Source organism: Kiritimatiellia bacterium, from assembly GCA_025054615.1.
GTDB lineage: Bacteria > Verrucomicrobiota > Kiritimatiellia > CAIVKH01 > CAIVKH01 > JANWZO01.
Window position 1 is genome coordinate 1 of sequence record JANWZO010000003.1, and the last position, 18,019, is coordinate 18,019.

Here is an 18,019-nt window from a genome sequence, read left to right on the forward strand (position 1 = left end):
AGCAGATTCAACCCAAATCGCTTTTGCTCTTCGCGCGTGGCGGTGGATGTGCCTTCAAGATACGGATGGTCCGCGGCCTCGATGCCTTCCATGCCGTACTTCGCGTCCACGTAGCCGACGATGTGGCAGGCAGCGGGGCCGAGCGGATAAACGCGCGTGCCGGACAGGTCGGGATCGTCATAGGCGAGCTGCTCCCCGTTGCGGTCGCGAATTTCGCCGCGCACCATTCGTTTCGCTGGATTGTCGGGGCGGCGATTGTATTTGCGCATGAAATCGACAAATTGCGGCCGCGCGAACCCGCCGAGCTGCCAGGTGGCCTGGTAGGCGTACACGCCGAGAAACGCGAGCGCGAGAAAGACGAAAAATCCGCGATGAATGCGCCGCTTCGGGGTCAACGGCTCGCGCCCGCGACGGAACCAGAGTGCGAGCAGCAAGAGCGCAAACGCGGCGAAAAAAGCCGCTTTGATCCACGAGGCCAGGGCCGCCGCATCGACGAGATGATTCTGATCAATCACGGCGCGAAAGGATCCTACGCGCGCCGCCCCATTGCACGCCGAATTGGAAGAAATTGCTTATAGTGCACTGAAATTCGAATCCGCTCTCGGCGATGATTGGGAGCATCTCATTGAGACGACCCATGCATGAGGCACGCATGAAGCCACCTTCAAATTCGGTTCACGCTATGAGGCTTTTGAACTGCTGAATCGTCAAATTTAGGAAACCATCGATAAGAAATCGGATTATATGGCCTCACACCTCAGAAAGACGATTCGGCCAGTTGTTCGATAAGGCCGTTTCGCGAAAGCGGCGCGCGAGTTGCATAAAAGACCGCCTACGCTTTCGCGCATCGCGCAAGGACTGGAAAGCAGACCAGGCGCCCCTAAAAATCTACAATCCCTCCGCGCGGCGACATCATCGGGGTGCCGCTTGTTCAGGCGCCCCACTCATGCCGCCGCCCATTCCGCAGACGGCAGTTCCGCCTGCTCCAGTACCGTCTGCGTCGCCTTTTCCTGCTTGTCCGGCGGATAGCCATGCTTGCGGAGGATCCGTTTGACCAGCACGCGCAGTTGCGCGCGCACGTTTTCGCGCACCGTCCAGTCAATCGTCACATTTGCGCGCACGGTCCGCACCAGTTCCTGCGCGAGGATGTGCTCCCGCTCCGCCTGGCAGCAGGGCGCGGGTCGGCCTCTTCGTAACAACTCTTCGAATGATATGACCCGCGTTGAACCCTATTGTCAGGCTTTTTGAAAGCATTAGTCATCATTACATCCAGCTCAGAGCGGAATCCGACCCTATCGCGGTCGCGCAGCTTGGTGGAGAACTTCCCATAGTCTTTCGGCGAAAGCATGTTGGACTGGTATCGCGTGGTCAGCCTCTTGTTTTCCAGCCACTCGTCGAGCTGAGCGGATAGAGTCCGCGAAGTTCGCGGTTGAGTAGCGCGGCTCGCTAGCGGTTGACTCGGTATCGCGGCGTCAAGGGGGCGCGCGCGGCAGCCCCAGAGCGCCAGCAGCAGGGCGGTCCACGCGCCCCAAAAGGCCGCCTTCAGCCAAGGGACGATCCCCGCAGATCCGCGCTCTCGTGCCAATCGCTCATCGTGCAGCAGGATTATGGGACAGATTCTGGACTGAACGATTTTTCCAGCGAATCCGTCGGCGTCGCCGGAACGTATGCGCCGCCGGCAGCCGTTTTTTTGGATTTTCAGGCGGCGGATAAATCGGCTTTATTGCCGCCCATGGCCGATTTGCCGAAAACATACGACCCACATGCCATCGAGGACAAATGGTATGCCCGATGGTTGGAAAAGAATTGTTTCGGAACGAGCGCCGCTCGGGGGGGCGAGCCATACTGCATCGTGATCCCGCCGCCCAATGTGACCGGCATTCTCCACATGGGCCATGCGCTGAACAACTCCATTCAGGACGTTCTGATCCGATGGAAGCGTATGCAGGGTTACAACGCCCTGTGGGTGCCGGGGACGGATCACGCAGGCATCGCGACGCAGAACGTCGTGGAGCGCGAACTGAAGAAAGAAGGCCTGACTCGACAGCAACTGGGACGCCAGGCCTTTTTGCAGCGGGTGTGGGCGTGGAAGGAAAAGTACGGCAACACGATCATCAGCCAATTGAAGAAACTGGGAGCCTCCTGCGATTGGAGCCGATGCCGATTCACGATGGATGAGGGGCTTAGCAATGCCGTCAAGGAGGTTTTCATCCGGCTTTATGAGAAAGGGCTGATCTACCGCGGAACCTACATCATTAATTGGTGCCCCCGGTGTCAGACGGCGCTATCCGACGAGGAGAGCGAACATCGCACCATCCGAGGCCATCTGTATTACATTAAATATCCCATCAAAGACTCGCCCGGCGGATTTGTCACCGTAGCCACCACACGGCCCGAAACCTTTCTCGGCGACACGGCCGTGGCGGTGAACCCCGAGGATGAACGATTCCGGCATCTAGTCGGCAAGACGCTGGTTCTCCCGGTGCTAAACCGCGAAATTCCCGTCATTGCGGACTCCTTTGTTTCAAAAGAATTCGGGACCGGTTGCGTCAAGGTCACGCCGGCTCACGATCCCAACGACTTCCAGATGGGGCAGAGGCACAACCTGCCGCAAATCAATGTGATGACCGAGGACGGCCGCATGAATGAAAACGCGGGACCCTATGCCGGCCTCGAACGTTTCGCCTGCAGAAAGAAAATCGCGGAAGACCTTTCGGCAAGGGGCTTGTTGGAGAAGGTGGAACCTCACGAGCACGCCGTGGGGCATTGTTACCGGTGCTCGGCCATTGTCGAGCCGCGGGTCTCTCCCCAATGGTTTGTCCGGATGAAGCCGCTGGCAGAGCCCGGCATCCGAGCCGTTCGGGAAGGCAAAATCCGGTTCATTCCGGAGCGGTGGAATAAGGTCTACCTCGAATGGATGGAAAACATCCGCGATTGGTGCATCTCGCGCCAGATCTGGTGGGGCCATCAAATCCCGATTTTTTATTGCGACGCGTGCGGCCACCAATGGGCGGACCGCGGCAAGCCTTCCGTATGCCCCCGATGCGGCTCAGCAAACGTCCGGCAGGACGAGGACGTCCTAGACACGTGGTTTTCCTCGTGGCTCTGGCCGTTCAGCGTGTTCGGCTGGCCGGATTCCAACGACGATCTCACCTTTTACTATCCGACGAACACGCTCGTCACCGCGTCGGAAATCATTTTCTTCTGGGTCGCCCGCATGATCATGGCCGGTTACGAGTTCATGGGCGATCTGCCGTTCCGCGAGGTGTACATCCACGGCACGGTCCGCGACGACATCGGCCGCAAAATGTCGAAAAGCCTCGGAAATTCGATTGACCCGCTCGAGATTATTCAGGAATTCAGCGCCGATGCGCTGCGGTTCAGCCTCATCATGCTCACGGCGACGGGCCAAGATGTCTACATTTCGAAGGAAAAATTCGAGGTCGGCCGGAATTTCGGCACCAAGCTGTGGAATGCCGCGCGCTTCATGCAGATGCAGAAGCTCACCGAGCCATTGAACGTGCGCGCGATTTCGCTGCATCCCGACCGCTGGACGGCCGATGACTGGCACATCCTGGCCAAAATCGAGGACGCCGCCAAGGCGGCCACCGATTGCCTTGAGCGCTACCGCTTCAACGACTACGCGCACGTCCTCTACGACTTCCTTTGGCACGAGTTCTGCGACTGGTATGTCGAGTACGCAAAGCCTGTTTTCCGAAGCGGCGATGAACCGCGCCGGCGCGAGGTGCTCTCCATCATGCACCACGTGTTCGAGCGCGCGTTGCGACTTTTGCATCCGCTGATGCCGTTTTTGACCGAGGAACTGTGGCACGCGATGGGATACGGCTCCGACGAGGAGTTCATTATGTTCGCGCCGTGGCCGCGGGCCGAAAATTCAACGCTCCGCGGCATGGCGCAGCCGTATGTGGAGTACGTCGACCTGAAACACGACCTGATCCGCCTCGCCAGGCAACTCCGCGCGGATTACAACATCCCGCCTCATGCGAAGGCGGACTTCGCCATTCGTCCAGCTTCCGAAGAGCGGGCCAACGCGCTGCGCGCCGATGCGGAGTCCATCGCGCTTCTGATCCAGGCGGGGAACCTTTCGATTGACACGTCGTTCTCGCCCGGACGCCCCCTGCCTAGCGCCCTCAACGATCTGGGCACGGTGTATCTCGTCCTCGGCGAAGTAGACCTTGAGGCGGAACGCGCGCGACTCGCCGAAAACCTCGCAGCGGTTAGTCGAGAGATCGAAAAGATCGATGCGCGCCTTGCGAACCCCGATTTCCTGCAAAAGGCGAAGCTGGACGTCATCCAGCAGACGAAGAGCCGTCGGGAGGAGCTGGTCGCCCGACGCGAGAAATTGTCCGCAATCCTGAGTGGATTGTCGTGAGCGACCTCCGGAAAGATTCCGCCCATGAATGAGCCCCTCGGAACCATTCTGGCCGGCGATCGAGACACGCTGCTCCGCGCATGGGAACGGATGCAGGCGCAGCCGATAGACCGGGATTTGTCGAACACGGCGCCCCCGGCTCCGGATGAACGTCAGCGGACCCTCGCGCGCAGCACCTCCGTCTCCGGCCCGGGCACATTTCTGGGCAAGGCGACTAGCACGCTGACGTTTGAGCCCACCGATCTCGAGGGGTGGTGGTTCGAACGGGCCGACCTCGACGACTGCCTGCCGGTCCGCGTCTCCATCCGCAACGTGTGGACGACCGGCGACATCGTCAGCAACATCGTCCTGCGGAGCGGTCCGCCGCAGAATTATGTTCGGATGGTGGAGCACATCATCGCCCTCAAACTTGGCATGCGGATCGACAATGTGCTGATCCGCTGTTCCTCCGGCGACCCGCCCCTGTTCAAGCTCGGAAGCCTCCCGCTCGTTGAGGCGCTCGACGCCGCGGGCTTCGTGGAAACCGCGCGGCCGGTCGCCTACTGGACCGTAAAGGAACGCGTGACGGTGGGCCTTCCCAACGGTAGCTTCCTTCTCTTTTCGCCAGATGACGGCTCGCGAACCCTGTGGGTCGACTGCGCAATTGATTTCCCGAATGCGATTGGGCGGCAGCGCATCAAATTTCCGCTAACCGACGAGGGGTTCCGGTTCGGCGCCGCCGCGCGGACGAACGCCCCCTTTTCGAAGATGATCTGGGCGAAAACGATCGGCCAGATCTTCGCGGACGTGAGGAATCTCGGCTACAATATGGAGAACGTCCTGGTCGCGGGCAAACGGCGCTACATCAACGAGCCTCGCCTGATGCACGATGGAAAATCGCTGGAAGCGGTGTGGCATCGCGCAGCGCTGGATCTCCTCGCCGCGCTCTCCCTGTTGGAAGAGGGGCGATTTGTTGGCCGCGTTGAGTCCTATCGGGCTGGCCACTTTCTCGATTGTTACGCCATGCGCCTTCTCTACAAGCGAGGGCTCTTGTGCCGGGCGGCCGCGCGGTAATGTCCGCGATCAGGGGTTGGGGCCAGACTCTTGCAAAGCCCTGGCGATGACGTCAGCCGCGAAGGCGTGGCCTGCATCGTTCCAGTGCGGATCGGTCGCGAAATAGAGGGAGCGCGGATTCGGGTGGGCTTCAAACGCCGGCTTGAGATCGATCACCTTGAGCCCGCGCTGACGGATGCGGTCCGCAAAGCTTTCATGAACCCGGCGTTCCATAGCGGGATCATCGGCAAGCCAGAGCGCAAGGGAGGGAATCAAGACGAAATAAGTTGAAGGGGACCCGATGACGCGCGCCAGCTCGACGGCCTTTTCCGCGGAACTCTCGAGAATTTCCTCATCATAGAGATTTTGCAGCGTCAGCTCGCGTATATCGCGTGCGACACCCAAACGTTCGAAAAGACCCCGAAACGCCGGAATGCGCTGCAATTCATAGCTGCAGAAGAGATACACTGCGGAATGAGATTGCATCCAGACGCGGAGACGCGCCTTCCAGGGTTGCCGATCTCCGTAGATGGCCTTTTGTTGTTTCTCCGCCGTCCGATAGTTTTTCAAGTCGTTGTTCATGCAAACGCCCACGATGGCGTTGCTGATCACCGCGCCGCAATCGCGGGCATATCGGACCAGGCCGATGTACTGGTCCAGATCGCTCGGAACGGCAATATTGAAGATGCGCCAGCCCAGCTTCTTCTCGAGCAGGTCACTGTAGCGCCCGCCTTCGGGGATGCCCCAGCCGAACGTGAACGAATCGCCCACCGCGAACCAATCGGTCGGCGACGAGCTGCTCAAATCTTTCGTGTCCCGAAAGCCATGTCGGTTAAACTGAATCCAGAGATCAAAGTCGCCCTTGGGCGTGCGTTGCCGGATGCGCTCGTTTTTCGGACCGATCGCGGCGTCGTTGTACATCGGCATGGTCGGGAACACGATCTGCCGACGCGGATCATAAAAGGGCAAAAATCGTCGAATCGCCCACTCCAGCAACACGAAGGAGGCCGCCAGCGAACATGCCAACAAAATCATTCGGAATAGAACGTGTTTCATGCCGAATTCAATGCCTGCACAGTTCTAAACTTCTCTTTTCTGACCGAAACGGTGTTCCGTTCCGCTCGCGAGTCGACGTATGTTGTCACGGTGGCGATACACGACAAGGATCGCCAGCATCGTCAGCGCCGCGGGGACGACTGCGCTCTCGGACCGGTACAGCAGCCAGGCCGCGACCGGCACGGCGACAGCCGCACCGATCGACGCCAGGGACACGTACTTGAAGGCAAAAAACAGCAGGCCCCACACGCAGAGGCCCGCCAGTCCCGCCAACGGCGCGATGCCCAACAGCGCCCCCGCGCTGGTCGCAACGCCCTTGCCGCCCCGGAACCGAAGATAGACGGGGAAACTGTGCCCGACGACTGCCGCCACGCCACCGGCGAGCCGGGCAATTTCCATGCTATGGAAATCCGCGCCCCATCGGCTTCCAAGGTATGGAAAAACCATGGCGGGTATAAAGCCCTTGAGCGCATCGAGCACAAAAGTCAGGATTCCCCACGGTTTGCCCACCGACCGCAATACGTTGGTCGCGCCAATGTTGCCGCTGCCGACCTTCCGGATATCGACCCCCTTCGCCCGCGCAATCAGGAAACCAAACGGGATCGCACCGAGCAGATAGGACGCGACCACCAGGAGGATCCACGTCGCCGCGCCGCTCATGCACGCTGCTCCCAATATTCGGGCAGGCTCTCGCGGAGGCGCCTCACCCATTCTCCCGCGTGCAGCTGACCCGGTGCGGTCGGCTCATCCAAAAACCCGTAGATCAAGCATGAGCCGGCCAGCGCGAGTCGCAGCCGGGACTGAACACCCAAAGGACCCATTCCCATCGCCGCGATCGGACACATCGCTGGCCCGCGAAGCAGCGCCTCAAGCGTCTCCACATCCGATTCGCGGGCGGACCACGTTGCCACCTTCACCACGCGCGCACCGAGCTCGATCCCTTTCGCCATCTTCGCCCGCAAAAGGTCCGCCCCGGGAGTTTCGCTGAAATTATGATAGGACCCAATCACGCATATCGACCGTTCGGCGGCCTCTCGGGCGATCGGGGCGATGATTTCGGAATCGATTTCGACGTCAACCGCGTCCACGCAAGGCAAAATGGCGCGGTACAACTCCATGCGCTCTGTTTCCAATCCATCCCACCGGCCTCCCTCTCGCGCGTGGCGGATGGTCAGGATCACCGGGACTTGACGCGGCGCGGAAAGCAGCGGGATCACCGCGCGGGGGGCCTCCAGGTAATCGGCCCGCAATTCCACGAGGTCGCAGGGCGGGCGGTGCGCCCGCAACCGCTCGAGTGTGTCGATCCGCGTTGCAACCCCCACCACCGCGGGCGCTGAGCAAAGATCGACCGATCCGATCCGGCAATGGGATTCGGCAGCCATTTCAGCGAGGGCCCTTCAACGGGTGAACCCCGTCGCGGTGGGTTTGGGTGCGCGCCGCTTTCGCCTTTTCGACGCGGACCGTTTTCCGCGCGCGGGCGCCCTCCGGCTTGAGGTTCAGCTCGTAATGGCGGATGTACATCGGATTGTTATAGCCCTCGCACTTCCGGTCCTTCCACTTCAGCGAAGGGTGGAGGAAAATGGCGCACGAATCGCCGAGGTTTAGCGCACACCCTTTGCACTGACGAACTGGTTTGGTTCCCGGCTTTCTCATCCTGCCAACTGAGCCTATTTTACAAAACTCCGCGTCAACTCCAAGCATTCTCGGCACGCAGGCCGCCACCGACCGTTGCGTTTGAATCGATCAGGCGACCTCTGGATCGCTCTGGTGCGTTCAAGATGCTGCAAAAACCGAGCGAGTTATGGCAATTCCGGCTGCCCCTTTGCGCGGTAATGCCTCAGTTGAAGTGGCACCTCCTCAGTGCTCCGAGCCGGGAGTCGGGAGGTTTCTCTTGCCGTCCGACGCATCCCTAGCAACTTTGCACCGACCCTATTTTGCCCATGCCTTGGACTGGGTGGTTGGGGAGGAAGATAATTGAGTTTTTTATGCAGGTAGCCGTTCAAAACGGAAAAGTGAAAGGATTCAGTGTCAAAACTGTTCTAGAAATGTCCCCTTTCCGGATGGGCGGGAGGGCACGCCGAAGCCCGCTCGCCCATCCGCGCCGCCGCCAGCACTATCGCCGCATACCTCGCCCCACGGCCTGCGCTGAGTTCACCATGCTCACCTTCACGCTCAACTTCGTCAGTCTTGCGTGAGCACGCGTTCGCCCCGACGATCTTCATCCACTCACTTGAAGGGGCGTCTCCCTCGTCGTACGAAAATATGATCCGGAACGGCGCCGGTGGAACGGCGCCCTCCATTGCCCCCCTCGGGATGAGCCGTTCCTCTCTGCCGGTCATTTGGGGAGGGCAAGCAATGCAAGCCGCTCCTCCATGGGCGGCGCCTTTCAGCCAAAATTTCGCCAGTCGCAAAGGGCTGGCCTTCGAATTCGCAATCGGGATTCGATCGCAGAAAACCAGTATCGGGGTTGAACGGGAATGATGCAGTAGCTGATGCAGTTGGCTCCGGAAATTTCCGTCGATGTTCTCCCATGGCGGCGCCCCTCCAGCCGCCATGTGGTCATTTCTATCGAGTTTCCGAGGGACATTTTCAAAGCGTCATGACAAAGGTGAAACGATTCAGTTGACATAAAATCTCCATTTCGGTATGAAGTAAATCGTTTTACCAAAGGAGACATCTATGAAACATTTATTGCTGTTACTGGTCTTCGCCACTGGCATGCAAACCGCCAGCGCGTTCCCGACTTGGATGGGCGTGTTCGGTTCCTACCAGCGCCATGACGATTCGGCAAACCCCGGGCAATTCACAATCCTGATGAATCGGGACTATCCCGGGCTCCAAGCTCGAGTCGGCATTCAGGTCAATGGCGGGAACTGGGTGGTTTACCCGATGCGATATGCAGGCAATGTGCAGGGCAACTCGTTATGGACTTTCACGCCTAGTTTCCAGTTCCCTGCGGGCGCTACGGTGCGGTACTACTTCCAGGGGACGGATCGGAGTGGCAGGAATATCTGGGACAGCCGAAACGGCCAGAATTACCAGTTCACGGTTCCTGCCACGACCCCCATCGTTCAACGACTTGCTGATGGCCTTTACGTTTCAGAGTCGAACGGTAATGGCATCACGACTACGCACCGATTCAACTTCTGGCTGGATTTCTCCGTCAGGCGACTCGGCGATCCCGAGGCGATTGGGATAGTGTGGACATGGAACAATTGGGCCGATTGGCGTTCCGCGACGGCCGTCAAAGAGGCGGACCTCCCCAGCGGATATGAGCGATGGGGCGTAGACATTACACCGATCGGCGACGCGTACTTCCACCGAAGTCTGGGTTTCGCGCGCTGGTATCCGGCGGGATCCACAAATTTCATGGTCGTGACGAACAGTCGGCTCACCGTCAAGTATGCCATCTTCTATCGGGTAGGGGGAACCTGGTATTGGGACAACAACAACGGGCAAGACCACTCGTTGACCATCGGCAGCACGGCCGACGTATATGATTCCGATGCCGACGGCCTGGCGGATTCATGGGAGCGGGAACACTTCGGTCACTTGCTTCAAGGCCCTGAGGACAATCCCGACGGCGACGGTCCGCCGGGCATGCCGATGGCAAACATTGTGGAGTTTCTGAACGGCACCAACCCGAGGGTGCCGGAGGACACAAGCGCGAGGGGTGTCCGCCTCGTCTGGGGTCCGGCGTATCCCGCCAAGGGCGGCACAGTGACCCTATCGTATGCCGTTGGCCATCCCGGAAGCCCTCTCTTCGGCAAGCCGATCTATGCCCACGTCGGATACAACAACTGGCAGGGAGTTTATCAGACGGCACAATTGACCCCCAATGGATTCACTGGGCGGCATGAAATCACTATTCCCGTCCCGCCCCATGCGACAGAGCTGAATATCGTTTTCACCGACAAGAACGGGTCGTGGGACAACAATGGCGGCCGGAACTGGAAAATTCTCGTGAGGCCCTAGAACGGCTCTCGTGCCTGCCGCCCCGTAAGTGCTCCGGGTTCCGGCTGGGGTCCGACGACAGGACAGCGGCGCAGGTCTAGCTGCGCTGCGCTGAGATCGGCCCCCTGCCGGACCCGAGAGCGGGCTGCAGGCTGATCTTCGCTAAAAGTCCATTCCCTTTCCGTTCCCTCATCGCAATCAGACGCCGTTTGCGTTGCCCGCGCCAGCGGTCCTAAGGGAAGTGAACTGCCGACCGTCATTCGGACGGTGTCCCGTCCCCACAGACGCCCGATAAGGTCGGGTTTAGTTTTTTCCGCCTTGACCCGGCTTGACGGGCGTGGCACCGTCGTAGTGCTTTTGGGATGCCGCCGATGAAGAGTGGGTCACAAACCCACTCTTTTTCATCTGTGGCTCGGGCGCCGTTTTGGAGCGAATATCATGAACAGTGAATTGATTGCGGTTTTGGAATATATGGAGCGCGAGCGCGGCATCGACCGCGAAACGCTCATCAAGGCCGTGGAGTCCGCTCTGATGACGGCAGCGAAAAAGAGCGTCAGCCCGGCCAAGGACCTCCGCATCGAAATCGACCGCAAGACCTGTGACATTCGCGCCTTTGCCCGCGTCAAAGTGGTGGAGTCAGTTCGGGCGCCTCACGATGAGATCTCGCTAGCGAACGCCCAGCGAATCAAACCGGATGTCCAGGTCGGCGAAACCCTCGAAATCGAGGTGACGCCGCGGAATTTTGGCCGCATCGCAGCCCAGACGGCCAAGCAGGCGATCCTCAACCGCATCCGCCAGGCGGAGCGGGACCGGGTGTACCAGGAATACAAGGGGCGCATTGGCGACATCGTCAGCGGAACCGTTCGGAGGTTCGACCGGAGCGACGTGATCCTGGGACTCGACGGATTTGCCGAAGGGTTGCTGCCGGCCAAGGAGCGCGTGCCCACGGAGGAATATCAGATTGGCGACAAAATCCGCGCCCTGGTTCTCGATGTCACCACCGACGCGTCGGGAACCCGTATCATCCTCTCGCGAAGTCACCCAGACTTCGTGAAACGGTTGTTCGAACTTGAGGTTTCCGAAATCAACGACAAGACGGTGGAAATGCGCTCCATCGCGCGCGAGCCGGGGTATCGGACGAAAATCGCCGTGGCCTCCAAGGATGAAAAAATCGATCCCGTTGGCGCGTGCGTCGGCATGCGGGGCATCCGCGTAAAAAACATCGTGCGGGAGCTTTCCGGTGAAAAGATCGATATCGTCCGCTGGAACGAGGACATCAAGGTCTTTGTTACCAACGCCCTGTCACCCGCAAAACTGACCAAGGTGACGGTCGACGAGGCCACGCGGACGGTCCACGTTGTTGTCGCGCCGGACCAGTTGTCGCTGGCGATCGGCAAGAAGGGCCAAAATGCGCGGCTCACCTCGAAGCTGACCGGCTGGAAGATCGACATCCAGCGCGACGAGTCGGCCATCGGCTTCGAGGAAAAGGTGGCCAACGCCATTTCGGCGCTTGCGGCGATCGAAGGAATCGGCCGCGAGCGGGCCGAAAAACTCGTCCATGCCGGTTTTGCCACGCTGGAAGGATTGCAGTCCGCGGAACTCGAGGATCTGCTGGCCGTTGAAGGCTTCACGGAAGAGGACGCGAAAGCGGTCCACGCCGCCATCGCATCGCTGTCGTCGGGCGCGGGTCGGGCGTCAGCGCCGCCTGAGGTGCCATGAGAGTTTTTGAGTTAGCCAAACAGCTCGATCGGCCGACGAAGGACATCCTGGACAAGATCCAGGCCCTCAACCTTGGCGAGGTGCGCAACCACATGAGCATGCTCACCAAGGAACAGGAGGAGGCGCTTCGCAAGGCCTTCGCCCCGCCGCCCGCCGCCGCGCCCGCTCCGACGCAGGCGCCTGCTGCCGCCGCCGGCAAGCCGAACGCGTCAACCGCTCCGTCAACCGCTCCGTCAACCGCTCCGTCGGCCGCGACGCAGACCGCCGCCCCAAGCGCAGACGCGCCGGCCCCAACGGCCCCGACTCAGGGGCAGCCGATGTCGGCAATCCCTCCGGATGCGGCGATGGTTGCGGTCCCGGAGTCGAAGCAGATCTTTGTGAAACCGGGCGCGCCGATCATCGTTCGCGACCTGGCGGAGCACATGGGGCTTAGGCCGAATCAGCTCATTCGCGAGCTGATGAGCCTCAACATCTTCGCCTCCATCAACCAAAAGATCGAACTGAAGATTGCCCAGCAGATTTCCCAGAAGTGGGGCTGGACGGTCGAGCTGGAGAAAAAGCAGGAGGCGAAGCCGCCGCCGGCACCGCCAAAACCCAAGCCGAAACCCGTCGTCGAGAAAATCGACGCCCCGGAAAACATCATTACGCGACCCCCGGTGGTCGTGTTCATGGGTCATGTCGACCACGGGAAGACCTCGCTGCTCGACAAGATCCGAAACACGCGCGTCGCCGCGGGCGAGGACGGCGGCATCACCCAGCACATCGGCGCTTACACGGTGACCCTCAACGACAAAGACAAGCACAAGATCACGTTCCTGGACACGCCGGGCCACGAGGCCTTCACGGCCATGCGGGCCCGCGGCGCAAACCTGACGGACATCGCGGTGATTGTCATCGACGGCGTCGACGGCGTGATGCCCCAGACCCGCGAAGCGATCCAGCATGCGAAGGCGGCCAAGGTCGCCATCATGGTGGCCATTAACAAGAAGGACCTCCGAGGCTTCAACGCAGACCGCGTGAAACAGCAGTTGCAGCAGCTCGGCCTCACGCCGGAAGACTGGGGCGGCGATGTGATCTGCTGCCCCGTCAGCGCGCTGACGGGCGACGGCATCCAGAATTTTCTCGAGAACATCATCGCGCAGGCCGAAATCCTCGAGCTGAAGGCCAACCCCAAGTTGCCGGCACGCGGATACGTCGTCGAATCCCGCATGGAAACCGGGATGGGCCCGACCGCAACGCTGCTGCTCCGCGACGGCACGCTTCGCGTCGGCGACGCGATCCTCTGCGGGCCGTACTGGGGCCGCGTGCGCGCGCTGATCAACGACCGGGGCGAGCGGGTGAAGTCGGCCGGCCCGTCGGACGCCGTGAAATGCCTTGGCCTGACGGGGGTGCCTGAACCGGGCTCAGAATTTGTGAAAATGCCCGACGAGAAGGCGGCCCGCGAGGAGGCCGAGGCGCGGCAGGCCGCGCTGCGGGCATCGGAGATGGCCGAACAAAAGCCGCGCCGGCTTACGCTGGAGGACATCCTCCAGGCGGGCGCGGAAAGCGGCAAGAAGACCCTCTCCATCGTGTTGAAGGCGGACACGCAGGGTTCTCTGGAGGCCCTTGAATACGCGATAAACAACATCAAGAGCGAGAAGGTCCAGCAGCAGATCATCCTCTCCGGCGTCGGCAGCATCACGGTCAATGACGTCATGCTGGCCAGTGCGTCCAAGGCGGTCATTCTCGGCTTTCATGTCAGCAAAGAGCCTGATGTCGGCGCCGCAGCCAAGCGCGAGGGGGTGGAGATTCGCCTCTTCAGCATCATTTACGAGCTTCTCGATAACGTCAAAGAGCTGATGAAAGGCCTCCTGGAGCCGATCGTGCGGGAGACGATTTTCGGTCACGCGCAGGTCAAGCAGATCTTCGACCTGGGGAAGAAAGGCAAGGTCGCCGGGTGCCTGGTCACCGACGGGCGCGTCACGGCTCGCGGCCGCGCTCGCGTCAAACGCAAGGGAGATGTGCTCTACGAGGGAAGCGTGGCCTCCCTGCGCCGCTTTCAAAATGATGCGACCGAAGTCCGGGAGGGTCAGGAGTGCGGCATTCGGCTGGACGGCTTCGGGGACTTTGAGCCCGGCGACGTGATCGAAATTTACGAAGTCGAAAAAATCGCCCAACAACTCTGAGCGCGCGCGTTCGCGCGCCACATAAGGAGCGAAGCCATGCGCCCGCAGCGGATGACGCGTATCAACCAACTGCTTCGCCAGGAAGTGGCGGAATACCTCTTTCGCCTCGTGAACGAGCCGGACTTCGATCCGGCGCGCGTGACGGTCACCCGCGTATTGACCACGGCCGACCTGCGTCAGGCGCGCGTGCTGGTTTCCGTCCGCGGAACGCCGGATGAACAGCAGAGATCGCTCGCGCTGATCCGACGGCACCGCGTCGAGCTGCAGGGGCTCATCAACCGACACATCAAAATGAAGTACACGCCGCATCTCGTCTTCGAGCTTGACCACTCCATCGCGCAGGGGGACCACGTCCTTTCGCTCATCGCAGAAATGGAAGCCGAGCACCCTGAATGGTCCGCGCCACCGCCGAAGTCCGGCGATGCGGCCGGCGCATGAGCGCGCGCCTCCAGAGCCGCTCCGGGCGAGGCGCCGATCCGGACGGCCTGCTCCTCGTGGACAAGCCGGCTGGACCGACCTCGCACGACATCGTCGATGCCGTCCGGCGCCTGTTTCATTTTCGAAAGGTGGGCCACGGCGGCACGCTAGATCCCGGCGCAACCGGACTGCTCGTCCTTCTAATCGGCCGCGCCACCAAGGTTTCGCAGGTCGTCATGGCGGCGGACAAGGAATATGAGGGCTCCATGCTGCTCGGCGTCACCACCGACACGCACGATGCCGACGGTGCAGTGGTCCGCCGGCGGGATCCCTCCTCCATCACGCGCGAACGGCTCGCCGAGGAGTTCCGGAAATGGACCGGCGACATTGAGCAAGTTCCGCCGATGGTGTCCGCCGTCAAAAAAGAGGGAGTCGCGCTCTACAAGTTGGCCCGTCACGGCGAATCCGTTGAGCGGGAGCCCCGCGTGCTCCATATTTACGAGTTCGCGCTGCTGGAATTCCATCCGCCGCTAGCGCGTTTTCGAGTGCGCTGCTCAAAGGGAACCTACGTTCGAACGCTTTGCCATGATGTGGGTGAAGCGCTCGGATGCGGCGCCTGCCTCAACACCCTCCGCCGCACGCGTTCGGGCCCGCTGGACGTGGCCGAGGCCGTTCCCTTTGAGTCACTTGTGGACCTGTCGCCGGAGCAGCTTGCCCCGCTGATCCGTCCGCTTTCATCGATTTCCCTGCGTGCGGCTCCATGATCCGCGTCGTCTCCAGCATCCGCGACACGGGTACCGTGGATCGCCCCGTGGTCTTCGCCGCCGGCGCATTCGACGGCGTTCACCGCGGTCACCAGGCGGTGTTCCGCGCGGCGATCGACCTGGCCGCGAGCTGCCATGGCGAAGCGTGGGCACTCTCCTTCGACCCGCACCCGCTCAAGGTGCTGCGGCCCGAAAGCGCTCCCCCGCTGATCACCTCCACGCCTCACCGACTACGCCTGCTTGCGGAAACGGGCATCCGTGGCGTAGTGCTCATCCCCTTCAACGAGGCGATGGCCTCGCTGGAGCCGGAATCCTTCATCTTCGCAGTGCGCGAGCAAACGCCGCGCCTCCACGCCTTCGTCGTCGGCGAAAACTGGACGTTCGGTCGGCGCGCGAGCGGCGATGTCGCGCTGTTGCGCAAGCTCGGAGCCCGATTTGGATTCGACGTGGTTGCGGTTCCCCGCGTCCAGTGGAACGGAGCGCCGATTTCCAGCACACGTATTCGGCAAGCCGTCCGGGAGGGCGATCTCGCTGCCGCGGAGGCGATGCTCGGCCGCCCGTTCAGCATGTTCGGAACCGTCATCCATGGCGCGAAAATCGGGCGCCAACTCGGCTATCCCACGGCGAATGTGGATCCCCACAACGAGGTCCGCCCGCCGCCCGGCGTCTACGCGTGCCGAACGAGGGTCGATGGCCGGGTGTATCCGTCCGCGGCATTTCTGGCCGCCCGCCCGGATCCGCGCAAAGGCCCTCCGGATCTAGTCGAGGTGCACCTGCTCGATGTCTCCCTCGACCTCTACGGCCGGGACATCGATGTGGAATTTGTCAAAAAATTGCGGGACGAATGGCAGTTTGAATCCGTTGACGTCCTCAAGACCCAGATTGCTCGCGATTGTGAGGAAGCCCGCGCCGTCTTGTCCGCTTGATCCGTTCGCGCTTGTTCAGGTATCGTCGCACATTTATTCGGAGGAATCCTCATGGCAAAGATTGACTTTGGCGGCGTGATCGAGGAGGTGGTGACCCGCAGCGAATTCCCACTCGCAAAGGCTCGCAAGGCTCTCAAGGACGAAGTTATCGCTGTCATCGGTTACGGCGTTCAAGGCCCGGCGCAGGCGCTAAATCTCAAGGATAACGGATTCAACGTCATCGTCGGCTGCCGCGACTGGACACGCGCCAAGGAGGACGGCTGGAAGCCCGGGAAGGACCTCTTCACCATCGAGGAAGCCGCTGACCAGGGGACGATGATCCTCTACCTCGTCTCCGACGCCGGGCAGCGCGCGCTCTGGCCGACCATCCGGAAATTTCTGACGCCCGGGAAGGCGCTCGGCTTCTCGCACGGGTTCTCGATCGTCTTCAAGCACCAGACTAAGGTCATTCCGCCCAAGGATATCGATGTGATCATGGTGGCCCCCAAAGGTTCTGGGCTTAACGTTCGGCGCAACTTCCTCGCCGGCGCGGGGATTAACTCGAGCTACGCCATTTATCAGGACGCGACAGGCCGGGCGCTGGAGCGAACCCTCGCCCTAGGGATCGGCATCGGATCCGGCTACCTGTTCCCCACCACGTTTGAAAAGGAAGTGGTCAGCGATCTCACAGGCGAGCGCGGTGTGCTGATGGGCGCGCTAGCCGGCATCATGGAGGCCCAGTACGAGGTGCTCCGTGCCAACGGCCATTCGCCCAGTGAGGCGTTTAATGAAACGGTCGAGGAGCTAACGCAGAGCCTCATCCGCCTCGTGGACGAGAAGGGCATGGACTGGATGTACGCGAATTGCTCGACCACGGCGCAGCGCGGCGCATTGGACTGGAAACCCAAATTCAAGAGGGCAACACTGCCCGTATTCCGGGCGCTGTACAAATCGGTCAAATCCGGCAAGGAATCCGCCCGCGTCCTGCGCGCCTGCAGCAAGCCCAACTATAAGGAGCTGCTCGCGAAGGAACTTGCTGAAATGGCCAATTCGGAGATGTGGCGCGCCGGCGCCGCGGTGCGCGCGCTGCGTCCGAAAACCGCCCGTGAGACCGCGCCGAAAGCCAAAGGGACCGCGGGCCGAACGATGGGCTGACCCACGGCGTATCGGGTCCGGAATCGCCGTCGGAGCCCGCGCGTAATTCCCGCGCATCGCACCCGAATGAACGGGTGTGACGGACCTTCAAACGATCCCCCGATGCAGCGTCTGCGCGCTGCCATTGCCCCGCGGCTCGACGTCCGACGTGTGCAGCCGCCGATGCGCGGGCCGGCGCGCCGATGCGGAATTCGTGCGGCGGGAATCTGCACGGCTGGAGCACGAAATTCTAAAATATCTCCGCAGTCTGCCCCGCGGATCCACCCTGTGTCCCGGCCTGCTCGCGAGGCGTGTGCTTCCAAGCATGGAGGAACCGCTCACCGTGTTGCGGCCGCTGCTGTTCCGCCTGCAGGACCGCGGGCGGATCACGCTGTCCCAGAAAGGCTCCGCGGTGCCCTGGTGGAAAATACGAGGGCCGTTTCGCGTCCGAGCGCGGTAAGGAAATTCCGAAGAACGCGA

The 18,019-nt window shown here is 61.2% G+C and carries 15 protein-coding genes and 1 pseudogene; 10 read left to right on the forward strand and 6 right to left on the reverse strand.

Annotated features, from left to right (window positions below; all coding sequences use genetic code 11):
• Positions 1-515, reverse strand: a 515-nt coding sequence (locus NZ740_01805; GenBank protein MCS6770743.1) for a hypothetical protein, incomplete at its 3' end; no start/stop codon positions are given.
• A 429-nt stretch (positions 516-944) separates the two neighbouring features.
• Positions 945-1,145 (reverse strand): annotated as a pseudogene (locus tag NZ740_01810) (DUF3387 domain-containing protein).
• A 587-nt stretch (positions 1,146-1,732) separates the two neighbouring features.
• On the opposite strand from NZ740_01810, the gene NZ740_01815 reads away from it, so the two are divergent.
• Entirely contained in the window at positions 1,733-4,393 is a 2,661-nt protein-coding gene (locus NZ740_01815; protein MCS6770744.1) for a valine--tRNA ligase, read from the forward strand.
• A gap of 24 nt (positions 4,394-4,417) precedes the next feature.
• Positions 4,418-5,446, forward strand: coding sequence for a UDP-3-O-acyl-N-acetylglucosamine deacetylase (locus NZ740_01820; GenBank protein MCS6770745.1), 1,029 nt, complete (start codon positions 4,418-4,420; stop codon positions 5,444-5,446).
• A 9-nt stretch (positions 5,447-5,455) separates the two neighbouring features.
• Here the strand turns inward: NZ740_01820 and NZ740_01825 are convergent, their stop codons facing one another.
• Genes NZ740_01825 through NZ740_01840 form a run of 4 tightly spaced genes read right to left on the reverse strand, consistent with a single transcriptional unit; the run spans position 5,456 to position 8,134 of the window.
• On the reverse strand, positions 5,456-6,481 hold the full coding sequence (locus NZ740_01825; protein MCS6770746.1) for an SGNH/GDSL hydrolase family protein: 1,026 nt from the start codon (positions 6,479-6,481) through the stop codon (positions 5,456-5,458).
• Positions 6,482-6,505: 24 nt separating this feature from the next.
• Positions 6,506-7,141 (reverse strand): glycerol-3-phosphate 1-O-acyltransferase PlsY, encoded by a 636-nt coding sequence (gene plsY, locus NZ740_01830; protein MCS6770747.1) that lies wholly within the window; start codon positions 7,139-7,141, stop codon positions 6,506-6,508.
• Complete coding sequence (locus tag NZ740_01835) at positions 7,138-7,863, reverse strand: type I 3-dehydroquinate dehydratase (GenBank protein MCS6770748.1); 726 nt, start codon at positions 7,861-7,863, stop codon at positions 7,138-7,140. The genes plsY and NZ740_01835 overlap by 4 nt, the downstream gene beginning before the upstream one ends.
• Before the next feature lies 1 nt (position 7,864).
• Positions 7,865-8,134 carry a hypothetical protein gene (locus NZ740_01840; GenBank protein ID MCS6770749.1) on the reverse strand — a complete coding sequence of 90 codons (270 nt, stop codon included), beginning with the start codon at positions 8,132-8,134 and terminating at the stop codon, positions 7,865-7,867.
• A gap of 1,026 nt (positions 8,135-9,160) precedes the next feature.
• On the opposite strand from NZ740_01840, the gene NZ740_01845 reads away from it, so the two are divergent.
• From NZ740_01845 to NZ740_01880, 8 genes are all read left to right on the forward strand, one after another.
• Entirely contained in the window at positions 9,161-10,456 is a 1,296-nt protein-coding gene (locus NZ740_01845) for a carbohydrate-binding protein (GenBank protein MCS6770750.1), read from the forward strand.
• 417 nt (positions 10,457-10,873) lie between these two features.
• Positions 10,874-12,154, forward strand: a complete 1,281-nt coding sequence (nusA, locus tag NZ740_01850; GenBank protein ID MCS6770751.1) for a transcription termination factor NusA — start codon at positions 10,874-10,876, stop codon at positions 12,152-12,154.
• Complete coding sequence (infB, locus tag NZ740_01855) at positions 12,151-14,319, forward strand: translation initiation factor IF-2 (protein MCS6770752.1); 2,169 nt, start codon at positions 12,151-12,153, stop codon at positions 14,317-14,319. The genes nusA and infB overlap by 4 nt, the downstream gene beginning before the upstream one ends.
• 36 nt (positions 14,320-14,355) lie before the next feature.
• Positions 14,356-14,757, forward strand: coding sequence for a ribosome-binding factor A (locus NZ740_01860; GenBank protein MCS6770753.1), 402 nt, complete (start codon positions 14,356-14,358; stop codon positions 14,755-14,757).
• On the forward strand, positions 14,754-15,500 hold the full coding sequence (gene truB / locus NZ740_01865) for a tRNA pseudouridine(55) synthase TruB (GenBank protein MCS6770754.1): 747 nt from the start codon (positions 14,754-14,756) through the stop codon (positions 15,498-15,500). Before NZ740_01860 ends, truB begins: the two co-directional genes overlap by 4 nt.
• Positions 15,497-16,426 (forward strand): riboflavin biosynthesis protein RibF, encoded by a 930-nt coding sequence (ribF, locus tag NZ740_01870; GenBank protein MCS6770755.1) that lies wholly within the window; start codon positions 15,497-15,499, stop codon positions 16,424-16,426. The genes truB and ribF overlap by 4 nt, the downstream gene beginning before the upstream one ends.
• 51 nt (positions 16,427-16,477) lie before the next feature.
• On the forward strand, positions 16,478-17,560 hold the full coding sequence (gene ilvC, locus NZ740_01875) for a ketol-acid reductoisomerase (GenBank protein MCS6770756.1): 1,083 nt from the start codon (positions 16,478-16,480) through the stop codon (positions 17,558-17,560).
• Positions 17,561-17,636: 76 nt separating this feature from the next.
• Complete coding sequence (locus NZ740_01880) at positions 17,637-17,999, forward strand: DUF3253 domain-containing protein (GenBank protein MCS6770757.1); 363 nt, start codon at positions 17,637-17,639, stop codon at positions 17,997-17,999.
• The last annotated feature ends 20 nt before the right edge of the window (positions 18,000-18,019 follow it).